The organism is Citrobacter sp. ABFQG (genome assembly GCF_004322975.1).
Taxonomy (GTDB): domain Bacteria; phylum Pseudomonadota; class Gammaproteobacteria; order Enterobacterales; family Enterobacteriaceae; genus Citrobacter; species Citrobacter freundii.
Map to the genome: position 1 here is coordinate 4,668,420 of NZ_CP036435.1, position 18,625 is coordinate 4,687,044.

Below are 18,625 nucleotides of genomic sequence, written 5' to 3' on the forward strand. Positions count from 1 at the left end.
ATTAATTATATAAACATCAATGGTGGGAGAGTATACGAGTTGGGGAATAGGCGCGACAGGTAACTGTTAAATACAATTCGAAAAAAAACCTGCGCATCCGCGCAGGTTGGTGCAAGAGACAGGTACGAAGTGCGTACCGAATAATCTCACCAATCAATACCTCTGGGATCTTGATTGTGGTCGTCAGCAGCCAGATACGCCAGTGCGAAAACGCAAAGGAATGAACCCAAATGCAACGAGTTGTGTAAATTATCGGTTACTGTTACAGATAGGCTGAAGGTAAAAAAAACCTGCGCATCTGCGCAGGCTGGTGTAATTCTAGTGATCAACCCGAAAGTTGATTTCACCTATCAATACCTCTGGGATCTCAACTCTAGCAATCTGCTCAGTTCCCTCACCAGCGAACAATCGCAACAGCACATCGCAAAGTGTAAGCAAAAATTAGCATTTTCTATTTTCTGTCTTACTTCGCTCGTGTGCGCTCACATTTGCGACGTTCTGACGGGCAATCTGCTTGAACAGCCAGCCATTTTCCGTAACACTGACGGAATGTAAGCGTTTACCCACAACAGGTACTATCATGGCGACCATAAAGGATGTAGCCCGACTAGCAGGTGTATCAGTCGCCACCGTTTCTCGAGTGATTAATGATTCCCCTAAAGCCAGCGAAGCATCGCGCCTGGCTGTAACGAGTGCAATGGAATCACTCAGCTACCACCCCAACGCCAACGCGCGTGCGCTGGCACAACAATCCACAGAGACCATCGGTCTGGTAGTTGGTGATGTGTCCGATCCATTCTTTGGGGCAATGGTTAAAGCTGTCGAGCAGGTGGCCTATAACACCGGTAATTTTTTGCTGATTGGCAACGGCTACCATAACGAAGAGAAGGAACGACAGGCGATTGAACAGCTCATTCGCCACCGCTGCGCAGCCCTTGTTGTCCACGCAAAAATCATCCCGGATGCTGAGCTGGCATCACTAATGGAGCAAATCCCCGGCATGGTATTAATTAACCGAATTCTGCCAGGATTCGAACAACGCTGCGTTGCCCTTGATGACCGTTTCGGCGCATGGCTCGCGACCCGGCACCTCATTCAACAGGGCCATACACGCATTGGCTATCTGTGCTCCAATCACACAATTTCAGATGCGGAAGATCGTCTGCAAGGCTATTACGACGCGCTGGCAGAGAGCAATATACCGGTCAGCGATCGCCTGATAACGTTTGGTGAACCGGATGAAAGCGGCGGTGAACAGGCGATGACCGAGTTACTTGGTCGTGGCAAAAACTTCACAGCGGTAGCCTGCTACAACGACTCAATGGCGGCTGGTGCCATGGGCGTATTAAATGATAACGGCATTGATGTACCGGGAGAAATCTCGCTGATTGGTTTTGATGATGTGCTGGTTTCCCGCTACGTGCGCCCGCGTCTGACCACGGTGCGCTATCCGATCGTGACGATGGCAACCCAGGCTGCCGAACTGGCGCTCGCGCTGGCGGAGAAGCGCCCCGTACCTGAAATTACCCACGTTTTTAACCCAACTCTGGTACGTCGCCATTCCGTTTCGACGCTGACAGAGCCGGGGAATTCATCGTCAAACGATTAACCAGGATAGCGTTATGACTACGATGTTGGACGTTTCACGACACGCAGGCGTCTCAAAAGCGACCGTTTCGCGCGTACTGAATGGCACGGGTCAGGTAAAAGAGAGCACGCGCCAGAAAGTGTTTAAGGCCATGCAGGCACTTGATTATCGGCCTAATTTTTTAGCGCGATCTTTGGCAAACCGCACCAGCAACAGCATTGGTCTGGTGGTTTCTACATTTGATGGATTCTACTTTGGCCGGCTGCTGCAACAGGCTTCACGCCAGACGGAATCTCACGGCAAGCAGTTGATCGTCACCGACGGACACGACACACCAGAGCGTGAGCAGGAAGCCGTGCAAATGCTGGCGGACAGACAGTGCGACGCCATTATTCTCTATACCCGCTATATGAGTGAAAAAGAGATAATGTCGCTGATGAACAGCATCGCTATGCCCTTGCTGGTCATCAACCGTGATGTCAGCCAGGCCCGCGATCGCGCGATTTTCTTTGAACAGGAAGACGCGGCCTATCAGGCGGTCAATTATCTTATCTCCCAGGGCCATAGCGATATTGCTTGTATCACTGTGCCAGGCCATACCCCGACCGGTAAATCCCGCCTGATGGGGTATCGTAAAGCGCTGGAAAAAAACGGTATTCCCTGGAATCCCGACAAGGTCAAATACGGCGATTCCACGATGACACGAGGCTATGAAGCCTGTCGTGAACTGCTGGAGGAAGGGGTGAAATTCAGCGCACTGTTCGCCTGTAACGATGACATGGCATTGGGCGCATCAAAAGCGTTACATCAGGCCGGGCTGAGGATCCCAACGGACGTCTCACTGTTTGGTTTTGATGATGCACCCAGCGCCAAATGGCTGGAGCCGGGGCTGTCTACCGTTTATCTGCCGATTGATACCATGATAACCACGGCAATCGACCAGGCTATCCGGCTGGCCAACGGCGAGAGCGTCGAGCCAATCCCACCGTTTACCGGCAAACTGGTACTACGTGACTCAGTAACGCTCGGGCCGTATTTTAAGTAATTAAATGCCGGATGGCGGCACAAGTGCCTTATCCGGCCAACAGCGCCCACAGTTAATTTCGTAGGCCGGATAAACGTAGCGCCATCCGGCATTTCACCACGCTGTAATCAGATTAATTCCAGCGCTAACAGCTCATCAATGGTCTGGCGACGGCGAATCAGCCGCGCCACGCCGTTATCGAACAAAACCTCCGGCAGCAGAGGACGGCTATTGTAGTTTGACGACATAGACGCGCCGTACGCCCCGGTATCATGCAAGACCAGATAATCACCCGGCACCACCGCAGGCAACAGACGGGTTTCCACATTTCCGCCCTCCTGCTGGGTAAACACGTCGCCAGATTCGCACAGCGGCCCGGCCACCACGGTTTCCCGTTGCGGGGCGTGTTCCAGAGACCGACCATCCCCAGCCAGCGCGGAGATATGGTGATAGCTGCCGTACATCGCCGGGCGCATCAGATCGTTGAAGCCCGCATCGATCAGCACAAAGTGACGGCTACCCATCTCTTTTACGCTGCGTACCTGTGCTACCAGCACGCCGGCTTCCGCGACCAGAAAACGACCCGGCTCTATCTCAAGCGCGACCGGGTGCCCCAGGTATTTAGCAATCTGCTCACGCGCAGCGTTCCACAATCCAAAGTAGTGATCGGTATCGATCGCCTCTTCACCTTCGCGATACGGGATTGATAAACCGCCGCCCGCAGAGATCGCCTCCAGATCCTGATCAAATTCAATCACCTGACGCACCATCGCACCGCACACCTGCTCCAGATGCGCGTAGTCCACACCGGAGCCAATATGCATATGAATCCCCACCAGCTTCAGCTTGTAGCGCTGAATCACCTCCAGCGCCGCGGGAAGATCGCTATACCAGATCCCGTGCTTGCTGTTTTCGCCGCCGGTATTGGTTTTCTGACTGTGCCCATGCCCAAAGCCAGGGTTTACGCGTAGCCACACGCGATGGCCCGGCGAGACCTGACCCAGTTGTTCCAGCATATCCACTGAACCGGCATTTACCGGAATGCTCAATTCATGCACCCGGGCGAGCGTCGCGTCATCGATCATATCGGCGGTAAAGACGATTTCATCTTTCCCCGGTACAAAACCTGCCGCTAGTGCACGTTCAATTTCGCCCAGCGAGACGGAATCCACCTTCACGCCCTGCTCGCGCATCAGGCGCAGAATATGAATATTCGAGCATGCCTTCTGGGCAAAACGCACCACGTCAAACTGGCTCAGTTTGGCAATCTGCGCGCGGATAATCTGCGCATCATAGACCCACACCGGGCAGCCGAATTCGGCAGGCAGGCGCAGCAGGTTGTCGGCGGTCAGGTCAGTGTCTGTGTTGTTGAGTGGGCGTGGCATGGTGTGCTCCGGTATTGGCTTTTTTATGATTACGCCACAGCCCGAAAAGAATAAAAAATATCGTTTTATCGTGAGTCTATGCAAAAATGATATGGATTGGTTCATTCGAGGATTGCCCATGCCCGCCGTTAACCTGCGACACATCGAAATTTTTCACGCCATCATGACGGCAGGCAATCTGACGGAAGCCGCGCGCATGCTACATACCTCGCAGCCCACCGTCAGTCGGGAACTGGCCCGATTCGAGAAAGTACTGGGATTAACGCTGTTTGAACGCACGCGTGGCCGGCTGCACCCAACCGTGCAAGGGTTACGTCTGTTTGAAGAGGTGCAACGTTCGTGGTATGGCCTGGACAGAATTGTGAGCGCCGCCGAAAGCCTGCGCGAGTTTCGCCAGGGCGAATTGTCGATTGTTTGCCTGCCGGTATTCTCACAGTCCTTTTTACCACCACTGCTGCAGCCATTCCTCGCACGCTATCCGCAGGTCAATATTCAGATAGTGCCGCAGGAGTCACCGCTGCTGGAAGAGTGGCTGTCGGCGCAGCGCCACGATCTGGGGTTAACGGAAACGCTGCATACGCCTGCCGGAACAAAACGCACCGAATTGCTGGCGCTGGATGAAGTGTGTGTGCTGCCCCAGGGGCATCCGCTGACTAAGAAAGCGGTGTTAACGCCGCAGGATTTTCAGGGGGAAAACTACATCAGCCTGTCACGGACCGACAGTTACCGTCAGCTACTGGATAGCCTGTTTAATGAGCACCAGGTGAAGCGCCGTATGGTGATTGAAACCCATAGCGCCGCTTCAATTTGTGCAATGGTGCGGGCAGGCGTGGGGATCTCGGTGGTAAACCCACTGACCGCGCTGGATTACGCCAGTAGCGGGGTCGTCATCCGCCGCTTCAGTATTTCGGTACCCTTTACGGTCAGCCTGATTCACCCACTTCATCGCCCCGCCTCGGCGCTGGTTGATGCTTTTACGGCGCATCTGCAGGACCATCTACCAAGTCTTATTGACCCGCTGGAGGCTATTTTGCATCCACAACCGAAAGCATAAATGCCACCGCATCTTGCGCATGGATTGCCGCGGTGTCGAAAACCGGTAGTGGGCTTCGCTCGGTGGGAACCAGCAGACCAATCTCGGTACAGCCAAATATCACCCCTTGCGCCCCCTGTTTCGCTAACTGGTTAATGACGCTCAGGTAATAGTCGCGGGAGGACTCGCTGAATTCACCGAGACACAGCTCATCGAAAATAATCTGGTTTATTTTCTGACGGTCATCAGCTTCAGGAATCAGCGTGCTAATGCCAAATTCAGTCTGTAAACGACCGCGGTAAAAATCCTGTTCCATGGTGTAGCGCGTACCCAGTAGCGCCACGTTGCTCATCTGCTGCTTTTGTATCGCCCGCCCCGTCGCGTCGGCAATATGCAGGAACGGCACATCACAGGCGCTTTCAATCGCCTCAGCAACCTTGTGCATGGTGTTGGTACACAGCACAATCCCTTCCGCACCCGCCTGCTGTAACCCCAGCGCCGCCTGCGCCAGAATATCGCCTGCTTTATCCCACTCACCGCGACTCTGGCACAACTCAATCTCATGAAAATCCACGCTGTGAAGCAGGATCTGCGCTGAATGCAGGCCGCCCAGGCGCTGTTTTACCCCTTCATTAATGAGTCGATAATAAGGAATGGTAGATTCCCAGCTCATACCGCCTAACAGACCGATCGTTTTCATCATTTCCCCTGACTCGTTGTTGTCTCTCCAGTGAACCAAAGATGTGATCAACTTTCCACATATGTTGGCGTGCATTTCTTTTTTTAATTTTCTGATATAGGTTCAATGAAACATTGTTTTAATTAATTACAGGAAGGCCGGATGTTTATTTTTCATAAAGAGACCACGCTTGACGATCTGGGCAATGGCGTTACCCGGCGCATTCTTGCTCACGACGGTAACATGATGGCGGTTGAGGTGAACTTCGAGCAAGGCGCGATAGGCCCGATGCACAATCATCCGCACGAGCAGCTGACTTACGTGTTGTCCGGTGAGTTTGAATTTACCATCGGCGAAGAAAAGCATGTCGTTAGGGCGGGCGATACCCTGTATAAACAACCCAACATTATGCATGGCTGCGTCTGTTTAAAACCGGGAACGCTGCTGGATACCTTTACGCCCATACGCGAAGATTTTCTACACGGGTAATTTCGTTGTTCTCAAGCCGTGCTACTGACCGGTTTGAGAACACGCTAAAATGCGTACTCAGTTCCCTAAAAATGAATACGTTACAATGTGGGGCATTTTCCTTCGATACCAACTCGCATAAGCATTAATCACCCGATGCGTCTCGCCATGTGGGCGATTACAGTCACGTTATCTTAATTAACGGTGACGGATCGCCATGACAAAAATGACAACATCCACTCCACATGACGCAGTCTTCAAACAGTTCTTGTACCATCCTGATACCGCAAGAGATTTTCTGGATATCTATCTTCCATCAACCTTGCGGGAGCTATGTGATCTGCAAACACTAAAACTGGAATCAGGCAGTTTTATTGAGGATAGCCTGCGAGCCAGCTACTCCGACGTACTGTGGTCATTAAAAACAAATGAAGGCGATGGGTATATCTATGTTGTTATCGAGCATCAGAGTTCGCCAGACGCTCACATGGCATTTCGGCTAATGCGCTATGCAATGGCCGCAATGCAACGCCATCTGGATGATGGCCATAAAACATTACCTTTGGTGATACCGATGCTGTTTTATCATGGTGCACTCAGCCCCTACCCCTTTTCACTCTGCTGGCTGGATGAGTTTGACGACCCCATAGTGGCACGACAGCTATACTCAGCAACATTTCCGCTGGTAGATATCACCGTAATACCCGATGACGAAATTATGCAACATCGACGTATAGCACTGCTGGAATTGATGCAAAAACATATCCGCAAGCGTGATTTAATGGGATTAGTGGAACAACTGGTCTCGTTGCTGGCTACGGGATACGCTAATGACAGCCAGCTCAAAACGCTATTTAATTACATGATGCAGTTTGGAAATACGCCTCACGTAGATAAATTTATCCGTGAAGTCGCTCAGCGGGTACCACAGCAAAAGGAAAGTCTGATGACTATTGCGGAAGTGTTGCAACAAGAAGCCAAACAACAAGAAGCGTTACGCATTGCCCAGATGATGTTAGCGAATGGTATTAGCCATGAAATTATACTAAAGATAACCGGGCTGTCTGCTAAGGATCTCCTCGCAAGGCAGGCGGCTCCACACTGAAATAAGTAGTAATGAGAGCCCGATAATCAGTTGTTCTATCGGGCTCCCTGCTCACTTACACCCCAATATCTCTTAACTTCTCACCTGCCATCAGCTTACGTTCGATATGCTCAAGCGTGACGTTTTTGGTTTCTGGAATCAGCCAGAACGTAATACCGATAAACACGACGTTCAGCGCAGTATATAGCCAGAACGTACCGGCGGCGCCAATGCTATCGAGCAGCGTCAGGAACGTTGCACCAATGATCATGTTCGACACCCAGTTGGTGGTGGTGGAGCAGGTAATACCAAAATCACGGCATTTCAGCGGCTGAATTTCCGAACACAGGATCCACACCACCGGCGCGGCGCTCATCGCATAGCCTGCAATACACATCATCGTCATGCCAACTGACAGCCAGGATAGTCCACTGGAAGCCGTGCCGTTATCAAACTGCATCAGGCAATATCCGAGCACCAGCGTCCCGATGGCCATTACGCTGAAACCAATTTTCAGCGCCGGTTTACGTCCTGCTTTGTCGACCGTGAAGACGGCAATAAAGGTAGCGAACATAAACGTTAAGCCAACCACCAGCGTGGCAATCATCTGCTGCTCTGTGGTGGTAAAACCCGCCATTTTGAAAATGCGCGGCGCGTAATACATGATGATGTTCATCCCGGTGAACTGCTGCATCGCCTGCAGTAACATCCCAAGAAAAACTGCGCGGCGCACGTTACGGTTAATTTTAAACAGCGCCCAACCACCCTGCTTCAGCTTCAAGCTTTCACGGATTTCGTTCAGCTCATCGCGGGCCTTTTCTGACGTATCGCGCAGCATGCGCAATACTTCTTCTGCTTCAATGTGGCGACCTTTTTCCGCCAGCCAGCGCGGGCTGTTGGGCAGGAACACAACCAGAATAATCAGCAATACAGCCGGAAGAGCCAGCACGCCCAGCATAGCGCGCCAGTTACCGCTGTAGCTGAACGCGGTATCGGACAAAAAGGCCAGAACGATGCCCAACGTCACCATCAGCTGATACATACTGATCATCTTGCCACGCACGTTTTCGCTGGCCATTTCAGAGAGATACAGCGGTGCGGTGTAAGAGGCGATCCCCACCGCAACGCCCAGTACCACGCGGGCAAAAATGAGCATTTCTACGCTGGAGGCAAACGCCGAGCCCAGAGATCCGACGACGAAAAGGATCGCCCCCGCCATCAGACTGTATTTACGTCCCAGGCGGAATGACAGCCAACCGTTAAACAGCGCACCAATTGCCGCGCCCAGCATCATGCTGCTGACCACCCACTCCTGCAGGCGGCTGGTCAACACAAAGTGATCGGTGATGAAAGGCAACGCCCCGGCAATCACGCCAATATCCAGGCCGAATAACAACCCTGCGACAGCCGCAGAGATAGAAACAAACATATTCATACGTCGCGTATCGCGCACTGGGCGCGGCGCTAAAGCAGCATCATTATTTATTGAGACCATTTTTTCCTGCCAGATACAGAGTAACCATGCCATTGAAAGTAAGGGATCCCTTGCAGGAAGCGTCAGGCGGGAAACGGCAAAAACATGGATTAAATAGCTACACCACATCGTTATGTGATGGATATTCCAATTTTAAAATTTACCGACAATCACTCAATTAAATTTAATTTATTGATATTAAAGAATATTAAAAATAAAAAATTGATACGCATGAAATTTAATATGGAATAATTTATAACCACAATATGGATTTTAATGATTCAAAAGTAAAAAAACCCTGCCATTTAGCAGGGTTTGTTGGCTCTGGAAAGCAATTAACGCGCCAGCCAGCCGCCGTCTACCGCAACGGTATAGCCGTTGATATAGTCAGATGCGCTGGACGCCAGGAACACGACAGGCCCCATCAGGTCGCTCGGCAGACCCCAACGCCCCGCCGGAATACGATCGAGGATTTCTGCGCTACGCTGCTCATCAGCACGCAGCTGTTGAGTGTTATTCGTCGCCATGTAACCCGGTGCAATCGCGTTGACGTTGATGTTATGTTTTGCCCACTCGTTCGCCATCAGACGGGTAACACCCATTACGCCGCTTTTAGACGCGGTGTAAGACGGCACGCGGATCCCGCCCTGGAAGGAAAGCATAGAGGCGATGTTGATAATTTTACCACCGTTACCCTGGGCGATAAAGTGCTTCGCCGCGGCCTGAGACATAAAGAACACGCTCTTAATGTTCAGGTTCATCACGTCATCCCAGTCTTTTTCGCTGAAATCGATCGCATCGTCACGACGGATAAGACCCGCGTTGTTGACCAGAATATCGATATGGCCGAATTCTGCCACTGCGCGCTCCAGCAGCGCCGGAATACCGTCGATTTGACGCAGATCGGCGGTCAGGCTTAAAAAACGGCGGCCCAGTGCGGTCACACGTTCGATGGTTTCTGTCGGTTCAACAATGTTGATACCGACGATATCGCAGCCCGCTTCAGCCAGGCCCAGCGCCATACCCTGACCCAAACCGGTATCACAACCGGTCACAACGGCGACTTTACCTTCAAGAGAGAATGCATTCAAAATCATTGTAAATCCTTAATTTTTTATAATGCCCGCCGCAGCAGGCACGGCTGTCGCCCGCAACTAGCGCAGATCTTTTACTGCAACGTGGTCCATATCATCAAAGACCTGGTTTTCGCCGACCATGCCCCAAATGAACGTATACGCTTTTGTGCCGACACCGGAGTGAATAGACCAGCTTGGAGAAATCACCGCCTGCTCGTTGTGCATCACAATATGACGCGTTTCCTGAGGCTGCCCCATCATGTGGAAGACGCAGGTATCTTCTTCCATATTGAAGTAGAAATAGACTTCCATACGACGTTCATGGGTATGACACGGCATGGTGTTCCACAGGTTACCCGGTGCCAGTTCAGTCAGACCCATGCTCAACTGGCAGGTTTCCAGAACATCCGGCACAAAGTATTTGTTGATGGTACGACGGTTACTGGTGAGGTTATCGCCCAGCGTCACTGGCGCAACGTCTGCAGGCGTGACTTTCTTAGTTGGGTAAGTCGTGTGGGCCGGCGCGCAGTTGTAGTAAAACTTCGCCGGTTTTGTCGTATCAATACTGGCGAATACCACCTCTTTTGCCCCTTTCCCGACGTACAGCGCGTCGCGATGGCCAATTTCATAGCACTGGCCGTCAACGGTAATCGTGCCCGGGCCGCCGATATTGATCACACCCAGCTCACGACGTTCGAGGAAATAGGTTACGCCCAGCTGTTTGCCGACTTCGCCACCCACAGAGACGGTTTTGGCCACTGGCATAATGCCGCCAACAATGATGCGGTCGATGTGGCTGTAGACCATGGTGTATTCATCTGCGACAAACACTTCTTCGACCAAAAACTCATTACGCAGCCCCTGAGTGTCCAGGGTTTTCGCATGCGCACTATGGATGCTTTGTCTTACGTCCACATTTACCTCCAGTGATAAATTGACCGTGAATGCTTAAACGAATAGCAAAACGCTGTTCCGTTTTATCTTATGCACTCATGATATTCCTCCCTGAATGTGTTTTCAATTATAAATAAAACGATGTTTCACTTTTTTCGCATCTTATTATCAAAAGTGTAAGTGCGATCACGCTAGCGCGTATGAATAGCGAAATGGACCTTAATAAAATGATTGAATAACAATACGATAAATTTATTTATTCATTAGTGGCGGGGATAAAAAATGGAAAATTCAGCCGAGATGATCAGTCGAAAAGACACCTTTTCTAACAAAGTGCGCAGTTAATCACATGAAATGAAACAATGTTTTGATAAGTTAACTTTGTTTAGAGTGTATGTTTCTGTAACTGGCCTTGCCCTCCTGCTGGAGGGCTTTTTTACAGGTGCAGGGAAAACACGTAGAAAGGCGTTTAAGACGGTAAATGTAAGATCGTTAATCTCGTTCGATAGCGAGCGCCACCCCCTGACCACCACCGATACACAGCGTTGCCAGGCCCTTATGCGCCCGACGCTTCACCATTTCATGCACCAGCGAAACCAGAATTCGGCAGCCAGATGCGCCAATCGGGTGACCGAGCGCAATGGCTCCACCGTTAACATTCACCCGCCGTTCATCCCACTCCAGCATTTTCCCAACGGATAATGCCTGCGCGGCGAAGGCCTCATTAGCTTCGATAAGATCAACATCTGCCAGTTGCCAGCCCACACGCTCAAGGCAGCGGCGCGTCGCATACACTGGCGCAATCCCCATGAGCGCAGGGTCGACCCCGACGCTGGCAAAGGCGCGAATACGGGCCAGTACAGGTAAGTTCAACTCTTGCGCCTTGGCCTCGCTCATCATCATCACCGCAGCGGCGCCGTCATTGATGGATGACGCGTTACCTGCCGTTACCGAACCGAGCCTGTCAAAAGTAGGATCCAGACGCGCCAGCCCTTCGGCGCTGGCATCGGTACGGGGCTGCTCGTCGGTATCCACCACCAATGATTGCCCATTACGCTGTGTTACCACCGGCACGATTTCATCTTTAAAGCGTCCAGCATCAATTGCCATCCGCGCTTTGTGCTGCGAGTGCAGCGCGTAGGCATCCTGCAATTCGCGGCTAATGCCGTATTCTCGCGCCAGGTTTTCCGCGGTAACGCCCATGTGATAATCGTTGAAGGCATCCCACAGACCGTCATGTACCAGGCTGTCGACCAGTTGGCTGTTCCCCAGCTGTGCGCCGGTGCGGCTATCGGTAAGGACATGCGGGGCACGGCTCATATTCTCTTGCCCGCCCGCAATCACAATGTCGGCTTCGCCGCACTGGATAGCCTGGGTCGCCAGATGCAGCGCTTTCAGGCCCGAACCGCAGACATCGTTAATGGTGATGGCGGAAACGGTATTGGGTAGCCCACCATTGATGGCAGACTGACGCGCCGGATTCTGCCCGGCACCTGCGGTAAGCACCTGACCGAGGATCACTTCATCCACAGCATGAACGTCCACGCCTGTGCGTTCCAGTAAAGCCCTGACCACCATGCTGCCTAATTCAACGGCAGAATGGCGCGCCAGCGTCCCCTGGAAGCAACCAATCGGTGTCCTTAACGCCCCGACTATCACAACCTCTTTCATCACCACCTCAGCGCAAAATAACACCGCAATAGTAGATGATTGTTAAAAAGAGTTATCAAGGTTGTTTAAAAACGGTGATTTTTATCACAAAGGAAATTCGTATCATTTATTGGTCATCTGAACGCCACTCTGCTGTAAATGGTCGCGCAGCCAACTTCCCGCCACGCCAGGCGGTGATTTCTTATTCCACAACAGATCGATAGAGATAGCCTTTGGCCAGCCGGGCAGCTTTAATTGAACCAATGGTTTTTCTGCCGCAAACTCCTCCACCAGCGCACACGGGAGCGCGCACCAGCCGAATCCCTGAACAGCCATACTTAGCAATAACAGGTAGTTAGGAGCCGACCAGACGGGACCGCGCGCCACGTTAGTCCCGCTTTCCAGATAGGTATTCAGACGCAGCTCGCGCCAGGTATGCAGCTGTTCCCACTGCAGTTTTTCTTGAGCCGCCAAAGGATGCGATACCGCCACGTATAATCCCATCCAGGTTTGCATCGGCAGACGCGTAACGCCCATGTCTGTCGGATAATCCTCCCGCGCTTCGATCAACCCCACCTGAGCACGTCCTTTTTGCAGCAGATCGATCACGTCCTCGTCTTCGCCAATCAGACATTCAAACTCGGTATGGGGAAACTTGCGGTCAAACTGCACCATCAACTCTTCCAGCACATCCGGATGCAGCGTGTCTGACAACACGAAGGTCAGACGCGCTTCCGTTTCACCCGACAGCGAAATCGCCGCCTCGTCCAGACGATCGCTCGCTGACAGAATGGCCTGCACATAACCCAGCACCCGCTTACCTTCTTCGGTCAGCGTTGGCTGGCGCGATGAACGGTCAAACAGCGCAAAACCAAGGTCGGCTTCCAGATGCGCAATGGCTGTACTGATGGTGGACTGGCTTTTGCGCAGCCGCCGGGCTGCCGCAGAAAATGAACCGCAGGAAACGGTCTCCACAAATGCCGTTAATGCTTCAGGAGAGTAACGCATGAACTATCTACTTTATCGATGGATACTATCTTTTAGATATCACATAAAACGATAAAATTGCCACCATTCCGTTATCCGGGCATCAAAGAAGGTTTTAGGTTATGCAACACGATACTGTCCAACGCCGCTCGTTAGTAGAGCGTATTTTTCATGCCGTCTGCTTTGAAGGCATTGCCACCGCTGTTCTCGCACCAACCACCGCATGGTTGATGCAGCGCTCGGTGCTGGAAATGGGCGGACTGACCATTCTTCTCGCCACTACAGCGATGATCTGGAATATCATTTATAACGCCCTGTTTGACCGTCTGTGGCCGTCACACCTGGTAAAACGTACGGCGAAAGTGCGAGCATTTCACGCCTTAGGTTTTGAGAGTGGTTTTATTGTGATTGGGGTGAGCATCGTGGCGTATGTGCTGAACGTCAGCCTGCTTCAGGCATTCACGCTGGAAATAGGTTTCTTCCTGTTCTTCCTGCCGTATACCATGTTCTATAACTGGGCTTATGACACGTTACGCGAGCGTGTTATGAAGCGTCGCCAGCAGCGCGTTACTGCCTGATAATTAAAATAATAGTCGGAATTTTCTCGGTTCCGGCTATTCATCCATTCACCTGCCCGCTTGTTCACACCTCCCCCAGCCCCTGCCATTTGTGGTAAATTGCGCTTCTTTTTGTTTATTTTATAGTTGATACGTTCAAATAATGTCGAAATTTTGGTCAAAAGAAGAGACTCTCTGGAGCTTCGCACTATATGGGACTGCCGTCGGCGCAGGAACCCTCTTCCTCCCCATACAGCTGGGTTCTGCAGGTGCGGTGGTACTGTTTATCACCGCTCTCGTCGCCTGGCCTTTAACCTACTGGCCGCACAAGGCACTGTGCCAGTTTATCCTGTCTTCAAAAACGTCAGCTGGTGAGGGGATCACTGGCGCGGTTACACACTACTACGGCAAGAAGATTGGCAGCCTGATCACCACCCTCTATTTTATTGCCTTCTTTGTGGTGGTGCTGATCTACGCCGTGGCGATAACCAACTCACTCACTGAACAGCTGGCAAAACATATCACTATCGACCTGCGGATCCGCATGCTGGTCAGTCTGGGCGTGGTACTGGTGCTGAATTTAATTTTTCTGATGGGTCGACAAGCCACTATCCGGGTGATGGGCTTTCTGGTGTTCCCGCTCATCGCGTACTTTTTGTTCCTTTCGCTCTACCTGACCGGAAGCTGGCAGCCAACGTTACTAACCGGCCAGATGTCTGTCGATCAGCACACGCTTCATCAGGTTTGGATATCTATTCCCGTGATGGTTTTCGCTTTTAGCCATACGCCAATTATCTCCACGTTCGCCATTGATCGACGTGAGAAATATGGCGAGCAGGCCATGGGTAAATGCAAAAAAATCATGAAGGTAGCCTACGTCATCATCTGCCTGAGCGTGCTGTTTTTCGTTTTCAGCTGTTTGCTTTCGATTCCGACAAACTATATCGAGGATGCAAAAAATGAAGGCGTGACCATTCTGTCAGCACTATCGATGATGCCTAACGCACCGGCATGGCTGTCGATTTCCGGGATCATCGTTGCCGTCGTAGCGATGTCAAAATCGTTCCTTGGCACCTACTTTGGCGTGATTGAAGGGGCAACGGAGGTAGTAAAAACATCGTTGCATCAGGTGGGTGTGAAGAAAAGCCGGGCCTTTAACCGCGCTCTGTCCATTATGTTGGTCTCAAGCATCACGTTTATCATCTGCTGCATCAATCCTAATGCTATTTCAATGATTTACGCGATTAGTGGGCCGCTGATTGCCATGATTCTGTTTATCATGCCGACATTGTCTACCTATCTGATCCCGGCGCTGAAGCCATACCGTTCAGTGGGTAACCTGATCACCCTGATTGTCGGTCTGCTGTGCGTATCTGTGATGTTTTTTGGCTAGAACGTGTTGCTTAACGGCTCATTTTCAGAAAGCATCAACCAGTGTTGGCGGAGGTAATAAACATGTTATCTCAAGGAAAGGATTCCGTTCACCTCATATTAATCGTTTCTCTGAAGCACAGATTCCTGTGAACGTGCAAGGGAGGCTCACCGCCGCCTCCCTTGCAACCCAGGCTCCCGGCGGGAAAATCGTCGCTGCGCGATTCATTCGTCTTATTCCGTCTGCCTGTCGGGTCGGGGTGTCGCTTCAACGCTCTGATTTCCAGTTAAATCTGTTTTGCTGTTCAGACCAAAAACGCAGATGGTGAGGTGTGAGCTGGTCCGGCTGAAAATTGCCGACGTGTTTCCGTAAGCCCGGGAGAGCCAGCATGGATGCTGGCTCAGGGCGCGCTTTGCAGGGACGCTACCTCGCGCCCGACCCGGTAGCCTGGAGGAATAAGCGGAGGGGACCGCGGAGCGGCAATTTTCCCGCCGGGAGCCGGGATTGTAAAGGGCGTGGCGAAGAACGCCCTTTACACGTTCACGGGTATCGATGCTTCAGAAAAATAACACTGCTGAGGTGAACGGAACCCTGAGAAAGAATCACATGCTACATGCTTAACTGGACGGTATTGAACGTGGATGAGCCGTTAAACTGGCTTATTTGATGTACGAATCCAGTACTTTCAGAATCACATCCAAATCTTCTTCGCGCTTAATTTCATCGCCCTGATGCACAATGTGCTCGGTCAGATGACCTTTAATCACTTCGCGCATTAATCCATTTACCGCCCCGCGGATCGCCGCTATTTGCTGCAATACCGCCGCGCATTCATGCGGTTCATCCAGCATGGTTTTCAACGCCGCTACCTGCCCCTGAATCTTGCTGGTTCGGGCTTTCAGCTTTTGTTTGTCGCGGATCGTATGTGACATAACTTTACCTTTTTAACATCTGGCTGTAAGGACAATACCATCGACATTCTACTGGGGGGTAGTATTTGATACTGGGGGGGAGTAGAATCAGGCGAAATTAAACAACTAAGAATCATTCTCATGGGTGAGTTTTCTACGCTTCTTCAGCAAGGCAACGCCTGGTTTTTCATTCCCAGCGCGATTCTATTAGGTGTGTTGCACGGTCTGGAACCAGGGCATTCCAAGACGATGATGGCGGCCTTTATTATTGCTATTAAGGGGACCATCAAACAGGCGGTGATGCTGGGGCTGGCAGCAACGCTGTCGCATACCGCCGTAGTATGGCTGATTGCGCTCGGTGGGATGTATATCAGCAAAGCGTTTACCGCCCAGGCCGTTGAGCCCTGGCTGCAATTTGTCTCGGCGATAATTATTCTCGGGACCGCATTCTGGATGTTCTGGCGAACCTGGCAGGGAGAGCAGAACTGGCTGGCCCAGACGCATCACGACCACGATCACGGGCATCACCACCACCATGATCATGACGACCATCACCACCATCATCATGACCACGACCACGATCATAACCATGCCGCGTTAGCAGGGCTGAACGAGGGTTCGAAAGAGTATCAGGATGCCCACGAACGGGCGCATGCCACCGATATTCAGCGCCGCTTTGCGGGCAAAGAGGTCACCAACGGCCAAATATTACTGTTCGGTCTGACCGGTGGGCTGATCCCGTGCCCAGCTGCCATTACGGTGCTGCTGATATGCATCCAGCTCAAAGCCTTCACGCTGGGCGCCACCATGGTGCTGTGCTTCAGCCTCGGGCTGGCGCTGACACTGGTAACGGTGGGCGTGGGTGCGGCAATCAGCGTGCAGCAGGCGGCCAAGCGTTGGAGCGGATTTAACACACTGGCACGCAAAGCGCCCTATTTTTCCAGCGTGCTCATTGCAATGGTCGGCTTATATATGGGGATTCACGGCTATATGGGGATCGTCGGTTAATATATGAGAGCGCAGCAGCGATAGCCGCTGCGCGGAAAACCAAACTAGCTTGCGACATTCCCCCACACCAGTTGCCCTTTATGGAAGGTCGCAGTGCGTGGGGAGATTCGCGCGACCGCTTCCGCTGAGCATGAAGCATCTACCAGCACAAAGCTGGCTTCAGCCTGCGCTTTCGGCCAGACGCGCTCACCTTTATCGTTAAGCGGCAGCACATCACCGGTAGCGAGGAACAGCGCCCGCGACAGATTAAGTTCATTCGGGCGAATATAGAGCTGCGCGTACAGATTCGCCTTCTCCAGCATGTCTCCCAGGCCGTACGGTGACCAGTGGTCAATCACGCTGTCGGTCCCGGTAATCACTTCCACGCCTTTGTCGCGCAGCTGCTTGAGCGGCATGTGCATCGTGCCAATCGGCACCGTCGAGGCAATAGTAATCTGCTGCGCCGCCATGCGGGTTGCGAGTTCATCCACCTGCTGTTCGTTCAGCGTAGACAGCGCAAACGCGTGGCTGATGGTCAGTTTGCCCTTTAACTGCGGCGTTTTCTCCACCGTTTCTACCATGTAATTCACCGCCGCCACGCCCGCCGGACTGGTTTCATGCAGATGGATATCCACGCCTTTGTTGTAATCGAGCGCAATCTGGAACATGGTATCGAGTGATTTTTCCATCGCCCCATCCACGCTGGTTGGGTCCAGACCGCCGACATAATGCGCTCCCGCCTGCATCGCTTCACGCATTAGCGGTTCAGATTTTGATAACAGCAGGCCATGCTGTGGAAATGCCACAATTTCACAGGCAAAACCCGGCTGGCGACGCGCCAGCACCGCCTGCAGGTTCTCCAGGTTTTTCAGTCCGGAAACCGGTTCTATGTTGCAGTGGCTGCGGGCAATCGAGGTGCCTTTTGATTGCAGCAAATCGATCAGCTTTTCCGCCCGCTCCTGGGTGTAAGGCTGGAGTTCAGGCAGCAGCTTTTGTTCCAGGCGGATCATATCCTGAATGGTGGTACCCGCCGGACGGTTCAGCGAACGCCAGGGACCGCCGTAAAAGGTTTTATCCAGATGGATATGCATGTCGCGCATGGCGGGCAGCATCAGCTTTCCACCCGCATCGTAGTGCGGCAGCGTCGCATCCGGATGCTGCTTATTCTCGCGCAGCGCAACTATTTTCCCGTCCTGGATTTCAACGGTTTGCAGCGCGGTACGGGTGTGCACCACCACTGAGCTTTCGTAATCAAACCCCGCTTCCAGCAGGACGTTATCCAGGTAATAGTGCTTATCGTTAATCGTCATTGTGCTCTTCGACCCGCAGGTGTTCCCGACAGGATTAGCAGCATACGCGACCGGGGCGACTGCGCCAAACAGCGCGGCAGCAGTGACCATTTTTCCGCTCTGGCTTAAAAATTCACGGCGGCTGTTACTTTCCTTCATTCGCATCT

General features: G+C 52.1%; 17 protein-coding genes. 8 read left to right on the forward strand and 9 right to left on the reverse strand.

The window, feature by feature from the left end:
• The first annotated feature begins 580 nt into the window (after positions 1-580).
• Both galR and WN16_RS22870 read left to right on the forward strand, forming a co-directional pair.
• Positions 581-1,609: an HTH-type transcriptional regulator GalR gene (galR, locus tag WN16_RS22865; RefSeq protein WP_088169079.1), complete on the forward strand. Its 1,029-nt coding sequence runs from the start codon at positions 581-583 to the stop codon at positions 1,607-1,609.
• A gap of 13 nt (positions 1,610-1,622) precedes the next feature.
• Positions 1,623-2,633: a LacI family DNA-binding transcriptional regulator gene (locus WN16_RS22870; RefSeq protein WP_003846454.1), complete on the forward strand. Its 1,011-nt coding sequence runs from the start codon at positions 1,623-1,625 to the stop codon at positions 2,631-2,633.
• 107 nt (positions 2,634-2,740) lie between these two features.
• Here the strand turns inward: WN16_RS22870 and lysA are convergent, their stop codons facing one another.
• Positions 2,741-3,997, reverse strand: a complete 1,257-nt coding sequence (gene lysA, locus WN16_RS22875; RefSeq protein WP_044699776.1) for a diaminopimelate decarboxylase — start codon at positions 3,995-3,997, stop codon at positions 2,741-2,743.
• A gap of 118 nt (positions 3,998-4,115) precedes the next feature.
• On the opposite strand from lysA, the gene WN16_RS22880 reads away from it, so the two are divergent.
• A complete protein-coding gene (locus WN16_RS22880) occupies positions 4,116-5,051 on the forward strand; it encodes a LysR family transcriptional regulator (RefSeq protein ID WP_044699798.1) in 936 nt (311 codons plus the stop codon).
• Here WN16_RS22880 and WN16_RS22885 read toward each other — a convergent pair.
• Positions 5,023-5,730: an aspartate/glutamate racemase gene (locus tag WN16_RS22885; protein WP_044699778.1), complete on the reverse strand. Its 708-nt coding sequence runs from the start codon at positions 5,728-5,730 to the stop codon at positions 5,023-5,025. The genes WN16_RS22880 and WN16_RS22885 overlap by 29 nt on opposite strands.
• 141 nt (positions 5,731-5,871) lie before the next feature.
• Here WN16_RS22885 and WN16_RS22890 point away from each other — a divergent pair, with 141 nt between their 5' ends.
• Both WN16_RS22890 and WN16_RS22895 read left to right on the forward strand, forming a co-directional pair.
• Positions 5,872-6,198 carry a cupin domain-containing protein gene (locus WN16_RS22890; RefSeq protein ID WP_003033932.1) on the forward strand — a complete coding sequence of 109 codons (327 nt, stop codon included), beginning with the start codon at positions 5,872-5,874 and terminating at the stop codon, positions 6,196-6,198.
• Positions 6,199-6,394: 196 nt separating this feature from the next.
• Complete coding sequence (locus tag WN16_RS22895) at positions 6,395-7,282, forward strand: Rpn family recombination-promoting nuclease/putative transposase (RefSeq protein WP_044699781.1); 888 nt, start codon at positions 6,395-6,397, stop codon at positions 7,280-7,282.
• A 55-nt stretch (positions 7,283-7,337) separates the two neighbouring features.
• Here WN16_RS22895 and araE read toward each other — a convergent pair whose 3' ends face one another.
• From araE to WN16_RS22920, 5 genes are all read right to left on the reverse strand, one after another.
• A complete protein-coding gene (gene araE, locus WN16_RS22900; RefSeq protein WP_003033926.1) occupies positions 7,338-8,756 on the reverse strand; it encodes an arabinose-proton symporter AraE in 1,419 nt (472 codons plus the stop codon).
• A gap of 314 nt (positions 8,757-9,070) precedes the next feature.
• Positions 9,071-9,832 carry a 2-dehydro-3-deoxy-D-gluconate 5-dehydrogenase KduD gene (gene kduD, locus WN16_RS22905; RefSeq protein ID WP_003033923.1) on the reverse strand — a complete coding sequence of 254 codons (762 nt, stop codon included), beginning with the start codon at positions 9,830-9,832 and terminating at the stop codon, positions 9,071-9,073.
• A 57-nt stretch (positions 9,833-9,889) separates the two neighbouring features.
• Positions 9,890-10,726: a 5-dehydro-4-deoxy-D-glucuronate isomerase gene (gene kduI, locus WN16_RS22910; protein ID WP_003840972.1), complete on the reverse strand. Its 837-nt coding sequence runs from the start codon at positions 10,724-10,726 to the stop codon at positions 9,890-9,892.
• Between the two features lie 471 nt (positions 10,727-11,197).
• Positions 11,198-12,376 (reverse strand): acetyl-CoA C-acetyltransferase, encoded by a 1,179-nt coding sequence (locus WN16_RS22915; RefSeq protein ID WP_003033912.1) that lies wholly within the window; start codon positions 12,374-12,376, stop codon positions 11,198-11,200.
• Positions 12,377-12,478: 102 nt separating this feature from the next.
• Positions 12,479-13,363: a LysR family transcriptional regulator gene (locus tag WN16_RS22920; protein WP_003846446.1), complete on the reverse strand. Its 885-nt coding sequence runs from the start codon at positions 13,361-13,363 to the stop codon at positions 12,479-12,481.
• Between the two features lie 101 nt (positions 13,364-13,464).
• Here WN16_RS22920 and WN16_RS22925 point away from each other — a divergent pair, with 101 nt between their 5' ends.
• Together WN16_RS22925 and WN16_RS22930 are read left to right on the forward strand one after the other, a co-directional pair.
• On the forward strand, positions 13,465-13,920 hold the full coding sequence (locus WN16_RS22925; RefSeq protein WP_003846445.1) for a multidrug/biocide efflux PACE transporter: 456 nt from the start codon (positions 13,465-13,467) through the stop codon (positions 13,918-13,920).
• Between the two features lie 142 nt (positions 13,921-14,062).
• On the forward strand, positions 14,063-15,292 hold the full coding sequence (locus WN16_RS22930; RefSeq protein ID WP_003033903.1) for an amino acid permease: 1,230 nt from the start codon (positions 14,063-14,065) through the stop codon (positions 15,290-15,292).
• Positions 15,293-15,930: 638 nt separating this feature from the next.
• Here the strand turns inward: WN16_RS22930 and rcnR are convergent.
• Positions 15,931-16,203 carry a Ni(II)/Co(II)-binding transcriptional repressor RcnR gene (gene rcnR / locus WN16_RS22940; protein ID WP_003033900.1) on the reverse strand — a complete coding sequence of 91 codons (273 nt, stop codon included), beginning with the start codon at positions 16,201-16,203 and terminating at the stop codon, positions 15,931-15,933.
• 120 nt (positions 16,204-16,323) lie between these two features.
• Between rcnR and WN16_RS22945 the strand changes: the two genes are divergently transcribed.
• Positions 16,324-17,190 (forward strand): nickel/cobalt efflux protein RcnA, encoded by an 867-nt coding sequence (locus WN16_RS22945; RefSeq protein WP_016150933.1) that lies wholly within the window; start codon positions 16,324-16,326, stop codon positions 17,188-17,190.
• Positions 17,191-17,234: 44 nt separating this feature from the next.
• Here the strand turns inward: WN16_RS22945 and WN16_RS22950 are convergent, their stop codons facing one another.
• Positions 17,235-18,617 (reverse strand): amidohydrolase family protein, encoded by a 1,383-nt coding sequence (locus WN16_RS22950; RefSeq protein ID WP_016150934.1) that lies wholly within the window; start codon positions 18,615-18,617, stop codon positions 17,235-17,237.
• Positions 18,618-18,625: the final 8 nt, after the last annotated feature.

Bases quoted from the DNA above. Each gene is read 5' to 3' on its own strand.
- galR (WP_088169079.1), top strand. From the start codon at position 581: ATGGCGACCATAAAGGATGTAGCCCGACTAGCAGGTGTATCAGTCGCC.
- WN16_RS22870 (WP_003846454.1), top strand. From the start codon at position 1,623: ATGACTACGATGTTGGACGTTTCACGACACGCAGGCGTCTCAAAAGCG.
- lysA (WP_044699776.1), bottom strand. From the start codon at position 3,997: ATGCCACGCCCACTCAACAACACAGACACTGACCTGACCGCCGACAAC.
- WN16_RS22880 (WP_044699798.1), top strand. From the start codon at position 4,116: ATGCCCGCCGTTAACCTGCGACACATCGAAATTTTTCACGCCATCATG.
- WN16_RS22885 (WP_044699778.1), bottom strand. From the start codon at position 5,730: ATGAAAACGATCGGTCTGTTAGGCGGTATGAGCTGGGAATCTACCATT.
- WN16_RS22890 (WP_003033932.1), top strand. From the start codon at position 5,872: ATGTTTATTTTTCATAAAGAGACCACGCTTGACGATCTGGGCAATGGC.
- WN16_RS22895 (WP_044699781.1), top strand. From the start codon at position 6,395: ATGACAAAAATGACAACATCCACTCCACATGACGCAGTCTTCAAACAG.
- araE (WP_003033926.1), bottom strand. From the start codon at position 8,756: ATGGTCTCAATAAATAATGATGCTGCTTTAGCGCCGCGCCCAGTGCGC.
- kduD (WP_003033923.1), bottom strand. From the start codon at position 9,832: ATGATTTTGAATGCATTCTCTCTTGAAGGTAAAGTCGCCGTTGTGACC.
- WN16_RS22915 (WP_003033912.1), bottom strand. From the start codon at position 12,376: ATGAAAGAGGTTGTGATAGTCGGGGCGTTAAGGACACCGATTGGTTGC.
- WN16_RS22920 (WP_003846446.1), bottom strand. From the start codon at position 13,363: ATGCGTTACTCTCCTGAAGCATTAACGGCATTTGTGGAGACCGTTTCC.
- WN16_RS22925 (WP_003846445.1), top strand. From the start codon at position 13,465: ATGCAACACGATACTGTCCAACGCCGCTCGTTAGTAGAGCGTATTTTT.
- WN16_RS22930 (WP_003033903.1), top strand. From the start codon at position 14,063: ATGTCGAAATTTTGGTCAAAAGAAGAGACTCTCTGGAGCTTCGCACTA.
- rcnR (WP_003033900.1), bottom strand. From the start codon at position 16,203: ATGTCACATACGATCCGCGACAAACAAAAGCTGAAAGCCCGAACCAGC.
- WN16_RS22945 (WP_016150933.1), top strand. From the start codon at position 16,324: ATGGGTGAGTTTTCTACGCTTCTTCAGCAAGGCAACGCCTGGTTTTTC.
- WN16_RS22950 (WP_016150934.1), bottom strand. From the start codon at position 18,617: ATGAAGGAAAGTAACAGCCGCCGTGAATTTTTAAGCCAGAGCGGAAAA.